The organism is Bacillus sp. WC2503 (genome assembly GCF_052682895.1).
In genome coordinates this window covers 4,270,864-4,287,096 of record NZ_JBQYMD010000001.1, presented here as the reverse complement: position 1 = coordinate 4,287,096, position 16,233 = coordinate 4,270,864, and the positions used below count along the sequence as shown (strand labels likewise).

The 16,233-nt window shown below is 37.1% G+C and carries 21 protein-coding genes, 1 tRNA gene and 1 pseudogene; 13 read left to right on the top strand and 10 right to left on the bottom strand.

Annotation, left to right across the window (positions count from 1 at the left end; translation table 11 throughout):
• Nucleotides 1–11 precede the first annotated feature (11 nt).
• From trxB to ACUN26_RS22210, 7 genes are all read left to right on the top strand, one after another.
• Nucleotides 12–968 (top strand): thioredoxin-disulfide reductase, encoded by a 957-nt coding sequence (gene trxB, locus ACUN26_RS22240; protein WP_001288066.1) that lies wholly within the window; start codon nt 12–14, stop codon nt 966–968.
• A 162-nt stretch (nt 969–1,130) separates the two neighbouring features.
• Nucleotides 1,131–1,937: a DUF368 domain-containing protein gene (locus ACUN26_RS22235; protein ID WP_000455191.1), complete on the top strand. Its 807-nt coding sequence runs from the start codon at nt 1,131–1,133 to the stop codon at nt 1,935–1,937.
• Between the two features lie 230 nt (nt 1,938–2,167).
• The gene (locus ACUN26_RS22230) at nt 2,168–2,626 is read left to right on the top strand and encodes an NUDIX hydrolase (RefSeq protein WP_001190080.1); all 459 of its coding nucleotides are present in this window, start codon (nt 2,168–2,170) and stop codon (nt 2,624–2,626) included.
• Nucleotides 2,627–2,646: 20 nt separating this feature from the next.
• Nucleotides 2,647–3,528, top strand: a complete 882-nt coding sequence (gene rapZ / locus ACUN26_RS22225; RefSeq protein ID WP_000138467.1) for an RNase adapter RapZ — start codon at nt 2,647–2,649, stop codon at nt 3,526–3,528.
• Nucleotides 3,529–3,531: 3 nt separating this feature from the next.
• Entirely contained in the window at nt 3,532–4,485 is a 954-nt protein-coding gene (locus ACUN26_RS22220; protein WP_000712174.1) for a gluconeogenesis factor YvcK family protein, read from the top strand.
• A gap of 89 nt (nt 4,486–4,574) precedes the next feature.
• Entirely contained in the window at nt 4,575–5,525 is a 951-nt protein-coding gene (gene whiA / locus ACUN26_RS22215; protein WP_000006570.1) for a DNA-binding protein WhiA, read from the top strand.
• Nucleotides 5,526–5,548: 23 nt separating this feature from the next.
• Nucleotides 5,549–5,797, top strand: coding sequence for an HPr family phosphocarrier protein (locus ACUN26_RS22210; protein ID WP_000250298.1), 249 nt, complete (start codon nt 5,549–5,551; stop codon nt 5,795–5,797).
• Nucleotides 5,798–6,078: 281 nt separating this feature from the next.
• Here the strand turns inward: ACUN26_RS22210 and ACUN26_RS22205 are convergent, their stop codons facing one another.
• From ACUN26_RS22205 to ACUN26_RS22165, 9 genes are all read right to left on the bottom strand, one after another.
• The gene (locus ACUN26_RS22205) at nt 6,079–6,234 is read right to left on the bottom strand and encodes a hypothetical protein (RefSeq protein ID WP_023441100.1); all 156 of its coding nucleotides are present in this window, start codon (nt 6,232–6,234) and stop codon (nt 6,079–6,081) included.
• Entirely contained in the window at nt 6,209–6,790 is a 582-nt protein-coding gene (gene clpP, locus ACUN26_RS22200) for an ATP-dependent Clp endopeptidase proteolytic subunit ClpP (RefSeq protein ID WP_001049156.1), read from the bottom strand. The genes ACUN26_RS22205 and clpP overlap by 26 nt, the downstream gene beginning before the upstream one ends.
• Before the next feature lie 241 nt (nt 6,791–7,031).
• A complete protein-coding gene (locus ACUN26_RS22195) occupies nt 7,032–7,901 on the bottom strand; it encodes a DUF421 domain-containing protein (protein ID WP_000018941.1) in 870 nt (289 codons plus the stop codon).
• A gap of 20 nt (nt 7,902–7,921) precedes the next feature.
• On the bottom strand, nt 7,922–8,128 hold the full coding sequence (locus tag ACUN26_RS22190) for a DUF1657 domain-containing protein (RefSeq protein WP_000215895.1): 207 nt from the start codon (nt 8,126–8,128) through the stop codon (nt 7,922–7,924).
• Between the two features lie 11 nt (nt 8,129–8,139).
• Nucleotides 8,140–8,490 (bottom strand): stage V sporulation protein AE, encoded by a 351-nt coding sequence (spoVAE, locus tag ACUN26_RS22185; RefSeq protein WP_000575919.1) that lies wholly within the window; start codon nt 8,488–8,490, stop codon nt 8,140–8,142.
• Nucleotides 8,487–9,503 carry a stage V sporulation protein AD gene (gene spoVAD / locus ACUN26_RS22180; RefSeq protein ID WP_000938947.1) on the bottom strand — a complete coding sequence of 339 codons (1,017 nt, stop codon included), beginning with the start codon at nt 9,501–9,503 and terminating at the stop codon, nt 8,487–8,489. Before spoVAD ends, spoVAE begins: the two co-directional genes overlap by 4 nt.
• Nucleotides 9,504–9,980, bottom strand: a complete 477-nt coding sequence (spoVAC, locus tag ACUN26_RS22175; protein WP_000095411.1) for a stage V sporulation protein AC — start codon at nt 9,978–9,980, stop codon at nt 9,504–9,506.
• 28 nt (nt 9,981–10,008) lie between these two features.
• Entirely contained in the window at nt 10,009–10,497 is a 489-nt protein-coding gene (locus ACUN26_RS22170; RefSeq protein ID WP_001228529.1) for a YhcN/YlaJ family sporulation lipoprotein, read from the bottom strand.
• 106 nt (nt 10,498–10,603) lie between these two features.
• A complete protein-coding gene (locus ACUN26_RS22165; protein ID WP_000216160.1) occupies nt 10,604–10,810 on the bottom strand; it encodes a DUF1657 domain-containing protein in 207 nt (68 codons plus the stop codon).
• A gap of 203 nt (nt 10,811–11,013) precedes the next feature.
• On the opposite strand from ACUN26_RS22165, the gene ACUN26_RS22160 reads away from it, so the two are divergent.
• The 3 genes and pseudogenes from ACUN26_RS22160 (at nt 11,014) to ACUN26_RS22150 (ending at nt 11,583) form a co-directional block, all read left to right on the top strand.
• A complete protein-coding gene (locus ACUN26_RS22160) occupies nt 11,014–11,190 on the top strand; it encodes a hypothetical protein (protein ID WP_000522888.1) in 177 nt (58 codons plus the stop codon).
• 15 nt (nt 11,191–11,205) lie between these two features.
• Nucleotides 11,206–11,298, top strand: a pseudogene (locus tag ACUN26_RS22155) (YxeA family protein); the annotation flags it as partial.
• Between the two features lie 209 nt (nt 11,299–11,507).
• Nucleotides 11,508–11,583 (top strand) — tRNA-Arg (locus tag ACUN26_RS22150).
• Between the two features lie 90 nt (nt 11,584–11,673).
• Here ACUN26_RS22150 and ACUN26_RS22145 read toward each other — a convergent pair.
• Nucleotides 11,674–13,131 (bottom strand): glycosyltransferase family 39 protein, encoded by a 1,458-nt coding sequence (locus ACUN26_RS22145; RefSeq protein ID WP_001169543.1) that lies wholly within the window; start codon nt 13,129–13,131, stop codon nt 11,674–11,676.
• 369 nt (nt 13,132–13,500) lie between these two features.
• On the opposite strand from ACUN26_RS22145, the gene rpoN reads away from it, so the two are divergent.
• From rpoN to cggR, 3 genes are all read left to right on the top strand, one after another.
• Nucleotides 13,501–14,805: an RNA polymerase factor sigma-54 gene (rpoN, locus tag ACUN26_RS22140; RefSeq protein ID WP_000647986.1), complete on the top strand. Its 1,305-nt coding sequence runs from the start codon at nt 13,501–13,503 to the stop codon at nt 14,803–14,805.
• A gap of 9 nt (nt 14,806–14,814) precedes the next feature.
• On the top strand, nt 14,815–15,060 hold the full coding sequence (locus ACUN26_RS22135; protein ID WP_000869745.1) for a glutaredoxin family protein: 246 nt from the start codon (nt 14,815–14,817) through the stop codon (nt 15,058–15,060).
• Between the two features lie 136 nt (nt 15,061–15,196).
• On the top strand, nt 15,197–16,225 hold the full coding sequence (gene cggR / locus ACUN26_RS22130) for a gapA transcriptional regulator CggR (RefSeq protein WP_001258184.1): 1,029 nt from the start codon (nt 15,197–15,199) through the stop codon (nt 16,223–16,225).
• Nucleotides 16,226–16,233 lie beyond the last annotated feature (8 nt).

Sequence of the window (16,233 nt, the reverse complement as noted above, 5' to 3'; positions counted from 1 at the left end):
GAGTGAATGGTGTGTCAGAAGAAAAAATTTATGATGTCATTATTATTGGTGCAGGACCAGCTGGTATGACAGCTGCAGTATATACATCTCGTGCGAATTTAAGCACATTAATGCTTGAGCGTGGTATTCCAGGTGGCCAAATGGCAAACACAGAAGATGTAGAAAATTATCCAGGTTATGAGTCTATTTTAGGACCAGACTTATCAAATAAAATGTTCGAGCATGCGAAGAAATTTGGTGCTGAATATGCATATGGTGATGTGAAAGCAGTCATCGATGGTAAAGAATATAAAACAATTATTGCTGGTAAAAAAGAATATAAAGCACGTGCAATTATCGTTGCAAGCGGTGCAGAATATAAAAAAATTGGTGTGCCAGGTGAAACAGAGCTTGGCGGCCGCGGTGTATCATATTGTGCAGTATGTGATGGGGCATTCTTTAAAGGAAAAGAACTCGTTGTTATTGGAGGCGGAGATTCAGCTGTTGAAGAGGGTGTGTTCTTAACGCGCTTCGCATCAAAAGTAACAATCGTTCACCGTCGTGATACTCTTCGTGCACAGAAAATTTTACAAGATCGTGCATTCCAAAACGAGAAAGTGGATTTCATTTGGAATCACACTATAAAAGAAATTAATGATGCAAATGGTAAAGTAGGAAGTGTAACACTTGTAGACGTAAATAGTGGAGAAGAGAAAGAAGTAAAAACTGATGGCGTTTTCGTATACATCGGTATGTTACCTTTATCAAAACCATTTGTTGAACTAGGTATTACAAATGAAAATGGTTACCTTGAAACGAACGAGCGTATGGAAACGAAAGTTCCTGGTATTTTCGCAGCAGGTGATGTTCGTGAAAAAATGCTTCGTCAAATTGTAACGGCAACAGGTGACGGTAGTATTGCTGCACAAAGTGCACAACACTACGTAGAAGAATTATTAGAGGAATTAAAAACTGTAACAGAAAAATAAGGGGTAATACTCCTTTTGAGAAGAAAGCTACCGATAGGAGCTTTCTTTTTTTATGTAAAAATGTCAAAGTTTTGTCAAAAACAATTAGGATTATAAGCTTTCTTATTGATATACTGGACTTTACGGAAAAAATCACTATAAGAAATGAGGAATTTATTCAGTATGGAATGGCGTAATATATATCGTGGATTTTGTATGGGAGTTAGTGATTTAATTCCTGGTGTGAGCGGCGGTACAATCGCTGTAGTGTTAGGGATTTATGAACAATTGCTTGCGGCAATTAGCGGGTTCTTTAGTCGTGAATGGAAAAAACATTTAGGATTTTTAATTCCCCTTGCAGCTGGTGTGGCGGCAGCGTTTTTAACGTTAAGTCACGTTATTAAATATTTACTTGCAAATCATTATGAACCGACTCAATTTTTCTTCCTCGGTTTAATTATTAGTATATTACCGATGTTAATGAGAGAAGCTGATGCAAAGGCGACGTTTAAAGGTAAGCACATCGCTTTATTAATAATTGCAGCTATTCTTGTTGCGATAACAGCGTTCTTTAAGCCAGATAAGGCAGCAGATCCAATTACGACGTTAACAATTTTAAATGCAATCGGTTTATTTTTCGCAGGATGGATGGCTAGTATGGCTATGCTCCTTCCTGGAATTAGCGGATCGTTTATTTTATTAATTATTGGTGTTTATCCAACGGCAATTAACGCTTTAACTACACTTAATTTACCATTAATTATGGTTATTGGTGCTGGTGTTATGGTCGGATTTGTTGTAAGTAGTAAAGGAATTAGCTTTTTATTAGATCGTTATAAAAATATGACATTTGCAGTAATTATTGGACTTGTTATCGGTTCGATTGTAATTGTTTTCCCTGGTATTCCAACTGGCGGATTTTCAATTGTAAGTTCGATCATTACCTTCATTTTAGGATTTACGATTGTTACTTATTTCGGTAAGAAATAAAGAATGTAATCCCCTTAGCGATAAAAATCGTTAAGGGGATTTTTATGTGTGATTCATTGTAATTGCAAGCATTTAGATTGCTTGTTATAGAAAGCTTTTTTACAATTGTTGAGGACTATGTGTTTAGCGAAAGAGGACTGGCTCCTTCGTTGTAGCAAACTGTTTTTGATAGTATAATGAAATGAGTATGCAGTGATAAATTTTGCTGCAAGTAGCTGAGGTGAAGAAACATGCAAAGAGTGACAAACTGTGTGTTAATTAGAGATAATGAAGTACTCTTACTCCAAAAACCTCGCCGAAATTGGTGGGTTGCACCAGGCGGGAAGATGGAGCGTGGTGAGACAGTAAGAGATTCCGTTGTTCGCGAGTATCGTGAAGAAACAGGTATTTATTTAAAGAACCCAGCGTTAAAAGGGGTCTTCACCTTTGTCATCCAAGAAGGTGATAAAGTTGTTTCTGAATGGATGATGTTCTCCTTTTTAGCGACAGATTTTGCAGGAGAAAACAAACTAGAGAGCGAAGAAGGCATCATTGGTTGGCATACATTTGATAAGATTGATGATTTAGCAATGGCGCCAGGAGATTATCACATTATTGATTATTTAATTAAAGGGAATGGTATAATCTACGGTACATTTGTATATACCCCAGATTTTGAGCTGCTTTCATATCGATTAGATCCGAGTTAAATTGCCAAGGAGAGGATACGATGACAGAGAATAATGATATAAAAATGGTGATTATTACAGGAATGTCTGGAGCCGGAAAAACAGTAGCTTTACAAAGTTTTGAAGATTTAGGATATTTTTGTGTAGATAATTTACCGCCGATGTTATTGCCGAAGTTTATTGAGCTTATGTCGGATTCAAAAGGGAAAATGAATAAAGTAGCGCTTGGCGTTGATTTACGTGGCCGAGAGTTTTTCGAACATTTATGGGGAGCGCTTGATGATTTATCAGAACGTACATGGATTATTCCTCATATTTTATTTTTAGATGCGAAAGATAGTACGCTTGTAACTCGTTATAAAGAAACGAGACGTTCGCATCCGCTTGCGCCGACTGGTTTGCCGTTAAAGGGAATCGAAGCGGAGCGTAGTTTATTAACAGATATGAAGGCACGAGCGAATATTGTGCTTGATACATCGGATTTAAAACCGAAAGAATTACGTGAAAAAATTGTTCATTTGTTTTCTACTGAAACTGAGCAAGCATTTCGTGTAAATGTTATGTCCTTTGGATTTAAGTACGGTATTCCAATTGATGCAGATTTAGTATTTGATGTTCGTTTTTTACCAAATCCATATTACATTCCACATATGAAGCCATTAACAGGACTAGATGAAGAAGTTTCGTCGTATGTACTGAAATTTAATGAGACACATAAGTTTTTAGAGAAACTGATAGATCTCATTACTTTCATGCTGCCTCATTATAAAAGAGAAGGCAAAAGTCAACTTGTAATTGCAATTGGATGTACAGGTGGACAGCATCGTTCTGTTACGCTTACAGAGTACCTTGGGAAACATTTGAAACCAGAGTATAGCGTTCATGTATCTCATCGTGATGTGGAGAAGAGAAAGGGCCATTAGGGGATGAAAAAAGAGAGAAAACCTAAAATTGTCATCATGGGAGGAGGAACTGGACTCTCTGTTTTATTAAGAGGATTAAAGCAATATCCTGTTGATATTACAGCAGTTGTTACAATCGCTGATGATGGTGGCAGTTCAGGTAGATTACGTGATGAGCTAGAAATTCCACCCCCAGGTGACATTCGTAACGTACTTGTTGCACTGTCGGATGTAGAGCCCCTGGTGGAAGCTTTATTTCAGCATCGTTTCACAACGGGAGACGGACTGAAAGGTCATGCGTTAGGAAATCTGTTATTGGCAGGTATGACCTCGATTACAGGAGACTTTTTCCATGCAATTACAGAAACGAGTAAAGTATTAAATGTCAGAGGACGTGTATTACCAGCAGCGAATCAAAGTGCAGTACTGCATGCAGAACTAGAGGATGGAGAAATTGTAACAGGTGAATCAAAGATTCCGTATTTCGGAAAGAAGATTAACCGTGTCTTTTTAACTCCAGAAGATGTAGAGCCGTTACATGAAACGTTAGCTGAGATTAAACGAGCTGATTTACTTGTTTTCGGTCCAGGAAGTTTGTATACGAGTATATTGCCGAATTTAGTTGTTAATAAAATTGGGGACGCTGTTCTTGCTGCAAAAGCAAAGAAGGTATATGTATGTAATGTTATGACACAAGCGGGTGAAACGATGGGGTATACTGCGTTTGATCATGTGCAGGCGTTACATGATCATTTAGGGCAACCATTTATCGATACTGCAATTGTAAATAATCGTGATATTCCTTGTGAATTACGCAAGTTATATGAGGAAGAAATGTCGACACCAGTTGTAGTGGATGAAGAGCGTTTTACTGAAAATAATATTGATGTCATTCAAGATAGATTAGCGAAGTATGATGAGCGTGTTGTAAGGCATGATACGTTAAAGTTAGCTTCTATTTTATATTCACTGTTATAAATGTGCGTTACCTCGTTTTGAGGTAACGCTCCTCATTCATATAGGACAAGATTTTTGTTCCATAATAATCGTATAAGGAGGTGTTGACTGTGTCATTTGCATCGGAAACAAAGAAAGAGTTGACGAATCTTGAGGTGAAGGAATGCTGTGAGAAAGTAGAATTATCAGCATTACTTCGAATGAACGGGTCGCTTTCTTTTTCAAATCGTCGTCTATCTATCGATATTCAAACGGAAAATGCGGCAATTGCAAGAAGGATTTATACGCTTTTGAAAAAAGGATATGACGTAACGGTAGAATTACTTGTTCGTAAAAAAATGCGATTGAAGAAAAATAATGTATATATTGTGCGGCTTGTTGAGAAGTCTCGTGAAATATTAGCAGATCTCCATATTGTCCGGGACGACTTTTCATTTATTCGAAATATATCACAAGAATTAATTGAGAAGAAATGTTGTAAACGATCGTATTTACGAGGTGCATTTTTAGCAGGTGGTTCAGTAAATAACCCAGAAACATCATCTTATCATTTAGAAATCTTTTCGTTATATAAGGAACATAATGATGCTATATGTGAACTAATGAACGGATTTGATTTAAATAGTAAGACGTTGGAAAGAAGAAAAGGGTACATTACGTATTTGAAAGAAGCAGAAAAAATTACGGAATTTTTAAATATTATAGGTGCTCATAACGCACTTTTAAGATTTGAAGATATTCGAATTGTTCGTGATATGCGTAATTCAGTGAATCGACTAGTGAACTGCGAAACAGCTAATTTAAATAAAACAATTGGTGCAGCGCTAAGGCAGATTGAAAATATCCGCTATATTGATGAGTCAGTTGGTCTAGATATTTTGCCAGATAAACTAAGAGAAATTGCGCAACTACGAAGAGATTATCAAGATGTAACATTGAAAGAGTTAGGTGAGATGGTATCCGGGGGGAAAATTAGTAAATCGGGTATTAATCATCGTTTGCGTAAAATCGATGATATTGCAGAGAAATTACGCGCGGGGGAAACGATAGCAAAAAAATAAGAGGTTAAAGGGGAAATGGAGCTGTGGTTCAAAAACAGGTTAAAGTTTCATTAAAAAACGGCTTGCAAGCACGTCCGGCTGCGTTGTTTGTACAAGAGGCAAATCGCTTTCATGCAGATATCTTTATCGAGAAAGATGGAAAGACAGTAAATGCAAAGAGCATAATGGGGATTATGAGCTTAGCAATCGGAACTGGTAGCATGATAACAATTACAACAGAAGGTTCAGATGCAGAAGAGGCTTTAGAAGCATTAGCTGCATATGTACAATAAAATGGCTATCGCGCATGTGCGATAGCTTTTTTGTTTTTGCTGTTTACTTAAGGGGATTTTGCGGGATAGGGGGTATGTAGCTGGTTTGTCCTTGTCGTAGATTGTCGGTAAATCGATATGTTGTGTCGAACCGTTGATATATTAAAAAAATCGTTGATATAATTTGAGTTTTGTTCGATATAATTGAAAAATCGTTGATATATTTAGGGGAATACCAGGATGGGTATACAGACGGAGGGCATGATAATAAAAAAGCGCCCTGTAATAGGGCGCTTCTGCTTTTAAGTGTATCCAGCTCCAGCGGCTAGAACAGTCGGTCGTTTCACCCCTTCATTCGAGGCAAAAAGCGCCTCGGATGAAGGGGTTCCAACTTCCTCCTGTTCTAAACGAGCCGCTTCCGCTTTAAATCTATTAACGATTTGTAAAGATCTTATCAATTAAGCCGTATTCTAAAGCTCTTTCTGCTGTCATGAAGTTGTCGCGGTCTGTGTCGCGTTGTAGTACTTCAAGTGGTTGACCTGTGCGGTCAGCAAGAATTTGGTTTAATTTTTCACGTAAGAATAGGATACGTTTTGCAGCGATTTCGATTTCAGTCGCTTGACCTTGTGCTCCGCCAAGTGGTTGGTGAATCATTACTTCACTGTTAGGAAGAGCGAAACGTTTTCCTTTTTCACCTGCTGCAAGTAAGAATGCACCCATAGATGCAGCCATACCGATACAGATTGTTGATACTTGTGGTTTAATAAACTGCATTGTATCGTAAATTGCCATACCTGCTGTGATAGAACCACCAGGGCTATTGATGTAGATGTGAATATCTTTTTCTGGATCTTGAGATTCCAAGAATAAAAGCTGGGAAACAATTGAGTTAGCTACGTTGTCATCAATTGCACTACCAAGCATAATGATGCGGTCTTTTAATAGTCGAGAGTAAATATCGTAAGCGCGTTCTCCACGATTTGTTTGTTCAATTACTGTAGGAATTAAATTCATCTGTTATTTCCTCCTTCTAAAGCTTTCTTAGTCTTATAATACAATTATGGTCAATAAAGGTCAAACGAAACCACTTTAAATCAAAAAAATATGTAGTTGTACCATGAAATATTCGCTATGTTTTTGAAATTCCCTGCTTATGTATCTTCAACATCATAACCGAATTACATAAATTTAAACGTCATGAAAACTGTAGAAAAAAAGAAAAGAACGCCTTTTGATTGAAGCGTTCTTTCGATATTTATTCTTTTAAAAGATAGGTTACTCTATTTAAAATCTTTTCGATTTGTTTCGCGTTTTTACTATACATTTCGCTTGCTGATTTCGATTTTGTTTCTAAAGAAAATAGCTCAAGATCAGCATGACATTTTTTTAAAGATGCCAATAATAAAGGTTTGTTTTGAGGAGAAGGCATTTGGAGTTTGTCATTATAAATGTCGATAGTAAGTTGCCCGTACGAGTCAACTTGACCGAGAAAAACATTTTCAATGACAACGCCGAGCTTTTCTAATTCTGAATGTAGCCAAGCGCGGTTATGCCCGCTTGATGACAGAGGTTCATCTAGTACATTTCCATCCATAATAACAGTTTGTGGTTCCTTCTCGTTTGGTACTTTTAAACCTACGTCTTTTGCTGTAAGGGGTTGGCGATCTTTCTTTAATAATACATTTAATTCACCGCTCGGTTCTAGTACAGCAAATTCAACATCCGCTACGCTGAATGCATTTTTTCCTCGGAGTAGTTCAAGTAATTCGTCACTTGTATATTTTTCTTTCTTTAAGTTATCTTCAAGTATTTTTCCATCTTTTATTAATACGGTAGACTTCCCTTCAAAAAAATCTCGAGCTGTTTTGTTCTTTAAAGAGAGGATTCCTGTGAAAAAGGGTACCGCAGCAAAAATGAGTATCGCAAAGACGCCATGGAAAAATTTTTGATCGAGCCCTGTAGATACTTGGGCAGCGATGTCACCAATCGTCATTCCAGCTATGTATTCAAAAAAGGAAAGTTGGGAGATTTGTCTTTTCCCTAACCATTTTGTAATAGCGAATAACATGATTAATATAAAAACAGAACGGAGAATGACAAGTGTCCATTCAGGTAGGTGAGACATAGCGATTTCCTCCAGTCTGCTTAAAACCCTTTATATTGAGGTTCTTCACGTTCTAATACTGAAACTCTATCCTTAACATCAGCGATGACGCTGTCCATTTCTAACATACATTCATGAAATACGCGTTTTGATTCTTCATCCTGTGAATTTAATGAAAGGGAACTTAAACTTGCTTGAGCACCCCTTAAACTAGCAAGACAAGTTTTTACGCTAGCGATAACAGTCATGCAAACACCTCTTATCCTTTCGGTTTAAATAGTAATGCTCCAATGAAGCCGAAAATAATCGCTGCGGATACACCTGCGCTCGTTACTTTAAACATACCAGTAATTACGCCGACGATTCCATGTTTTGCAGCTTCTTCCATCGCGCCGTGAACGAGGGCATTTCCAAAACTTGTAATAGGTACAGTTGCCCCAGCTCCGGCGAAATCAATTAGTGGTTCATACAAATTGAATCCGTCTAATATAGCTCCAGCAACAACGAGTGTTGCCATTGTATGAGCTGGTGTTAGTTTGCCGACATCAAACATAAGTTGTCCAATTACACATATAAGTCCACCGATTACAAAAGCCCAGAAGAAAATCATTGCGTTGCACCTCCAAATTCAATCGAAACGGCGTGGGCGATACACGGAATCGTTTCTTCTTGTTGGAATGTAAGTGGAGATAGTAAAGCGCCTGTCGCAACGACAAGTATTTTTTTGAATTCTCCTCTTTTCATTCGGTTTAATAAGTGACCGTATACGACTGTCGCTGAACAGCCTGGACCACTTCCGCCGGCTATTACAGGTTGACCTTCTCTATAAATGAGTAGTCCGCAGTCTTGAAATTGTTCACTCGTTACTTCTGTTCCATGTTTATGTAGTAAGTCATAAGCAATTTCGCGTCCAACATGTCCGAGGTCGCCTGTTACGATTAAATCATAGTGAGATGCATCAAGATTTCTTTCTCTTAAATGAGCTTCAATTGTATCGACAGCAGCAGGGGCCATTGCACCTCCCATATTAAATGGATCAGTTAATCCCATATCAACAATGCGCCCAATTGTGGCGGAAGTTACTCTTGGGCCATGTCCTGTATCGCTTAAAATAGCTGCGCCCGCACCAGTTACTGTCCACTGGGCCGTAGGAGGTTTTTGACCACCATATTCAGTTGGATAACGAAATTGTTTTTCCACGGCAGCGTTATGGCTTGAAGCTCCAGTTAATAAATATTTTGCGCCTTTTGCATTTACGATACTTGCACCGAGCGCTAAACCTTCCATAGAAGTAGAGCAAGCGCCAAATAATCCGAGATAAGGTGTGCCAAGTGTGCGGCATGCAAAGCTAGTAGGCGTAATTTGGTTAATTAAATCTCCAGCGAGAACGAATTGAATATCATCTTTCCTAAGTCTCGCTTTTTCTGTAGCACGGCTACAAGCTTCTTCAAACAAAATTTTATGTGCTTTTTCGTAGGAATCTTGTCCGAGCCATAAATCTTCATGAAGGGTATCGAAGTCTTCAGGGATTTTTCCCTTTGCCTCAAAGGGGCCACCGATTACACCTGTTGAAATAATAACTGGCTTGTTTTCGAATACCCATGTTCGGTGTCCTTGTAACATTTATAACCCTCCCCATTGAACGAGAATCGTTTTAATAAGTGCGATGACGAAAGCGGAAAATACGCCAAATAAGATGACTGATCCTGCTAGTTTAAACATGTTACCACCAACGCCGAGAACGAATCCTTCTGTACGGTGTTCAATACATGCGGCAATAACAGAATTACCAAATCCAGTGACGGGAACTGCGGTACCAGCACCAGCAAATTGTCCAAGGCGATCGTAGACGCCAAATCCCGTAAGTAGCATGGAGATAAAAATAAGAGTTGCAACGGTAGGGTTCCCGGCAGAGCGCTCAGTGAAATCAAAATACGTAATATAAAAGGTAGAAATCAGTTGGCCTATTAGACAAATGAATCCGCCGACGAAAAAAGCTTTTATACAATTTTTTAAAACGGGGCGCTTCGGTTCGCGCTGTTGTTCGAATTTTTTATATTCTTGTTGTACAGGTGTTAAGTTTTTATCTTTACTAGACATTTGAATCCTTCCTTCTCTATTAGAAAGCTTAAATATTAGATCCCATTTCTGATTGAATGAGCTTCAATTGTTTTTTGATGCCGTCGTTACTTACTTTCTTTTTCTTAATTTTGTTTTCAAGTTCTTCTATGAGCATAAAGATCTTTTTGTCTGTACTTACATGAATATCAAAAGTAGGATTTTCATCACTTAGTTTCTTTTTTAATTTACTTCGTAAAGGTTTTAAACCAAATCTTTCGTGATGTTCAGGTTTGATGGCTATGTAAAGATCTAAATTTGTATTAACTGCGGTAGCTTCTATAATTCCCTCCATAGCAAGAGCTCTTTTCTTAGCGTCTTGCGATATAGATTGATTAAAGGATTCTGTACTCATTTTTGTTAATTTAGGACCTTTTTTCTCATCTGTTCGCTTCGCTTCTTCTTTCTTTACCTTTTTATCTAACGGGCTATTATCACATCCGGTAAGTGAACCGAATAGCAGCATAAATAACGCGGTTATGATTCCGAGTTTTCGCATTATAATCATTCCATTTCTATCTGCATTATGTAATGTGAGAAAAAGGATGATTGCATATCACCCTTTTTCTCAAATTGTGTACCATTAGATGAAATGGTACTTTCGGTTATTGCTGTGAATATTGTGGTTCTTCTTGTTGGACTTCTTCAACGCGTGGGTTTAAAGAATCAATAATAGTTTGCGTTTGCTCTGCAGCTGTTTGGAAAAGTTGCTTTGCTTGTTGGTTATCCGTATCAAGAGCGAATCCCTCTAAGCTAGCTTGTGCACTTTTTAATCCAGAAACAGTTTGCTTTAGTTTTGTAATTACAGTCATTGAATGAAGCCCCCTTTGGAATATCAATTCAAAGTTTATAATTTGTGAGTTGAGGTGAATTTATGATTGGAAAATTTAGGTGTATTACACGTGTAGATTACAATTTTGTAATGAATACGTAAGGGTAAGCGATAGTGGAAAAACTTTTTCTCATAGAATAAAGAATGTAAAGCAAGTTAAAAGGATATGTTAAGGAGAGGAAAATGGGTTTAATTGGAATTTTTATATTAGTTATTGGTGTGGCAAGCTTTTCTCATAATGAGGTGATTGATAGATATAATCCGCTTGTGAAAGAAGACTTTGTATATGTAAAAGCGAAAGAATCCGGCCGATTATCCACAGTTGGAGAGGTAGCTGGAGACTATAAATTTACTGGTTAATCCGCTTCGGGTGAAGAAAGAGATGTTAAGTTTTATGCGTCGCGTGGACTTAGAGAAGGGGCATATGTAAAGGTTAAAACAAAAGGTGAATATATTGAAACATACTAAGAAGTACAGCCAAATGAAATTCCAAAAGGGATTAAAAAGAAACTAGATAAATAAGATGGTTAAGAATTGCCTCCTAAATGTAGAAATTAGGGGGCGTTTTTATGCAGGAAAAAGCGTATGTACAATGTGTTATCAAAGAGTTTTTATTGATTTAAATGGTTTTTATTGCTATTATTATGAAGAGAAAATGAAGTGTATTTTATAATCATGCGCCCATAGCTCAGTCGGATAGAGCGGTGGTTTCCGGTACCACGTCTGCCGGGGGTTCGAATCCCTCTGGGCGCGTTAAAAATCCCTAACTTACATCGTTGTAAGTTAGGGGTTTTTTTATTCATAATTGTATTGTTTGTCCCGTAAATACCAGATTGGTAAGGGTTATGAATCAGTGGATGCCGTTGAACCAGATTGCGCTTTATTCATTTTAAATAATGATAAATTCATTATATATTGCAAAGTAAAGGCTGCAAGTATAATGAAGATCGGGAAGAAGAAATAGCGATAACGAATTTGAACTTCAGTCACTAAGTAAATGAGAAAAGCACCGATAATCAGAATTTGAAAATACTTCATGTTTAAATTTTTAAATGGAGAACTGAAAAGAAAAATAAAGACAGAACCCATGCTCAGCAACATAATCGATACATAGTGTATAAAGTCTAGTTTTATAAATGAAACATCGTTGATAGTATTTCTGGCGATATCATTTATAGGGATATATGCATAAGAATCTGTTGGACTACCCCACATAATAATATTTTTTTTGTTCATAAGAGGGATAAGGTCGGTTAAATTTTCGGTTCTTTCTTTAATTAATTGTTTTTGAATTCGATTATGTTCCTCTATATCAAAATCGACAATACTTTGTCTTAATTTAGCGAAGTCCTCTAAGGAATATTGGCCGTTAGATTCTTTATTCAAGCCTATAACAAATTTCCAGCCAGAATCCGCATTGGTTATTGGGTTATGTGAAATATTAAGCATTACAGGAATATAGGCTAAAGTATATAAGATAACTAAGTATGTAGAAATAAATGTTATAGAAGAAATGAAATTCCTTTTTAAAATATTGCTGTGAAAGAATAAAAGGAAAAGCCCGGCAGCTATTAAAAATAGGATCCCAATAGGATAAATAATATTTCCTAAAGCGAATAGCAGACCACCAAAAACCATATTTATGTAATTTTTATTTTCATCGCGTGCTAATAGGTGATACGTTCCCCAAGAAAACAACATCATAGAAAGATGCTGATTTGTGAGCACAGGGACTAGTAAAAATAAGTTAATAGATGTTACGTATAAAATGAAACCAAATCGCCCGAAGGTTTCATTGTTTAATCGGTGTTTAGCTATGTAAAAAATAGCTAAACCTGTTAGCAATGTATACACAATATTCAAGAACTGTAAGGCAAAGTAACTATGTGAGGTTAATGTAAGAACAAGTGCCTCGTAAATTGTAAAGCCCAACTGAGTAGTATTCCAAAAGAAGTACTGATTATCCTTAATGGCTTTCATGTTGCCAGCGGCTAATTCTTTAGCTCCATCCAACATGTACTGAAAATCAGAAATTGGAGACGAAGGGACTAATTTAATAATTATGATAGATATCAGTAGATAAACGATGCTTATCGTATAGACGTATTTTTTTGTGCTTATATTTCTTGTTAAGAAAACGAGGGCATATATGAAAATGATGAAAGCACATATCCCAAAGATGATAAAAGGACTAAATGCCAAATCTTGTTGTTGAAAGATACTCCAACACATGATTAGCAGAATGATACATGATGCCAGGTTAACTCCTAATGAAGGTATACTTCGAAGTATTTTTTGCATGATTCATCTCCCGTTCTAATTGTTGTATATAATGGAAAATTTTACGTTATAAATTTAGTTCTTTCAATATTTATAGTTAAAGATTTGTTGTTTTCTATGAAATTTTATTGTTTTATACACGAGAAGATAGAGTTTTATTCTATCTTCTTTTTTATTTCCCTATTGTTATATCTAGTGATAAGATTTACTATTAGTATGTGGTTCTAATTTTTGTGCACTATTATTTTCTTTCAATATTATTCAAATTTCGGTTGTAAGTTGTAAATCTCATTAATACATATAAATTAATAATATTTTGGAATGGGTGTCTGCGATAGGATTCTCCTTTTACCAAACTTATTGTACAATAGAAACAAGGGGGAGATTAGTTTGAAGGCAAGTCTTTTACAAGAACAAAGCTTACGTTTGGCAATGACACAAGAGTTAAGGCAAGCGATTACAATGCTTCAGTATAATGTACAAGAATTATCGGAGTTTTTGTATGAGCAATCGTTAGAGAATCCCCTTATTGAGTTAGGTGGTTTTGAGAGGGAGAAGAAGAGCTCTAACAAAAGTAAAAGTACCAGCAAACAAGTCGATAATCAGATGGAAATCTACAGTGTGGATTCCATGACGATTCAGCAACATTTATTAAATCAAATACAGTATTATAAAATAGAAGAAGAAGAGCGAAAAGTAGCTTCTTTCATTATTATGAACATGGATGGAAATGGGTATTTACAAGAAACGAATGAAGAGTTAGCAGACCTCCTTTCTGCACCGCTTCATGTAGTCGATCGCTCTGTAGAGATTGTCCAATCACTTGAGCCAGCAGGGGTAGGAGCACGTAATATTCAGGAATGTCTTATTTTACAATTGAAGCGCTTACAAAGAAGGGATGGATTAGCGGAAGATATTGTAGAGGAGCACTTTGCTTATTTCGTGAAGAAGGATTGGCGAAAGCTCGTTCATGTGCTGAAGTGTAGTAATGAAGAATTACAATCGGCGGTGAACTGTATTACATCATTGCAGCCGAAACCAGGCCTTGCGTATTCTTCGGATAAACCACTGTATATTGTGCCTGACATGGCAGTGAAAAAAGAAGGCGATCGCCTCGTTTTACAGATGAATGAGAGAAATATGCCGAGAATTGAAATTCACTCTGAGTACAGTGCACTTCTTAATAATAGTGAAAGTGAAGTAGCATCTTACGTTTCAGAAAAGTATCAGCATGTGCAATGGATTATGCGCAGTTTGAAACAGAGAAAACAAACACTTCTGCAAGTGATGACGATTATTATGGAAAAACAACGTGATTTCTTTTGGGAAGGTCCAGCGTATTTGAAGCCACTCGCTTTAAAAGAGGTGGCGGAAGAGCTAAGTGTGCATGAGTCTACGATTAGTCGTGCAACAAGAAATAAGTATGTGCAAACACCACACGGTTTATTTGAGATGAAATCGTTCTTTAGTAATGCAGTTTCGACGACAGAGGATGAGGCAGTTTCAACAAAGCGAGTGAAACAGTTTATTCAAACGCTTGTGGAAGCAGAGAACAAGAAAAAGCCACTCTCAGATCAAAAGATTTCAAAATTATTAGAAGAAGAGCATGAAATTGTTATTTCTCGAAGAACAGTGGCGAAGTATAGAGAACAAATGCATATCCCAGCTTCATCATTACGAAAAACGATCGGATAGGTGAAGAAGATGAAAGTTGTACTATATACAAAAGTAGATTGTGGTCTTTGCGTGCAGGCGAAACAAGTTTTACAAGAAGTACAATGTGAATATTCTTTTCAAATCAAGGAAATAGATATATATGAAGATAATGACCTTTTAGAAAAATATCATTTAATGATTCCGGTTGTAGAAATAGGCGGAAAACAAGTAGAATATGGTAACATTCACAAAGGTGTCATAATAAACTATATAAAGAATGCAGTTAAGAGTTGAATAAGTTTCTATCTCCTGTTACAATAATACACGTAGCAGGGATTATTTTTTTAACCTATGTGGGACACAAAATGTCACTACGGGACGTAAAGTGACCACGAGGGAAAAATGAACCAATGTAGTGAGGAGAAAAGATATGCGCTCATGGATTCAGAACACAAAAAAATTATTACCTGATCTGCTACCTGTTATGCAAACGAGAATGCAAATTCTTCAATACATTAGGCTCATGCAGCCGATTGGAAGAAGAAACTTATCAGCAAGTCTCGGTATGACAGAACGAGTATTGCGAAGTGAAGTTCAAGTTTTGAAAGAACAAAACTTAGTTCACGTCGCTTCTTCTGGAATGACTTTGACAGAAGAAGGAACAGCTTTAGTTCTTGCTTTGGAAGACTTTATGAAAGAAATTTCCGGGTTAAAGGTTTTAGAAAAGCAACTTAAGGAAACATTAGACTTGGATGAAGTTTTCGTTGTCCCTGGTGATAGTGATGAATCGCCGTGGGTCAAACTGGAGATGGGCCGTGCTTGTGTGACTTGTATAAAAGACCGTCTGACAGCGAATAATATCGTTGCTGTGGCTGGAGGAACTACGCTAGCTGCTGCTGCGGACATGATGCAACTTGATTGCAAAGATTTACATATGCTATTTGTCCCAGCACGTGGTGGAATTGGAGAAGGTGTTGAATTAGAAGCCAATACCATTTGTGCCAAGATGGCGCAAAATACGATGAGTAATTATCGCTTATTGTATGTTCCAGACCATGTTAGTAGCGAAGCATATGCGTCTATTGTGACAGAGCCCTCCGTGAAAGAAGTTCTTGAGTTGATTCGATCTTCCAATATCGTCATTCATGGAATCGGTGATGCGTTAACAATGGCACGTCGCAGAAGTACTTCGGAAGCAGATTGGTTAAAGATTCAAGCAAACGAAGCAGTTGGCGAAGCTTTCGGTTACTACTTTAATGAACAAGGAAATGTTGTTCATAAAGTAAGAACAGTTGGTATGCAACTTGAAGATTTACAAAATGTATCTCACGTTGTTGCAGTCGCTGGAGGTTCTTCAAAGGCAAAGGCAATACAGGCTGTAATAAAGCAAGGGCACACTTCAATTCTAATTACAGATGAAGGTGCAGCAAAACAATTAACAAAGGGTATTACCCTTTAATATAATCC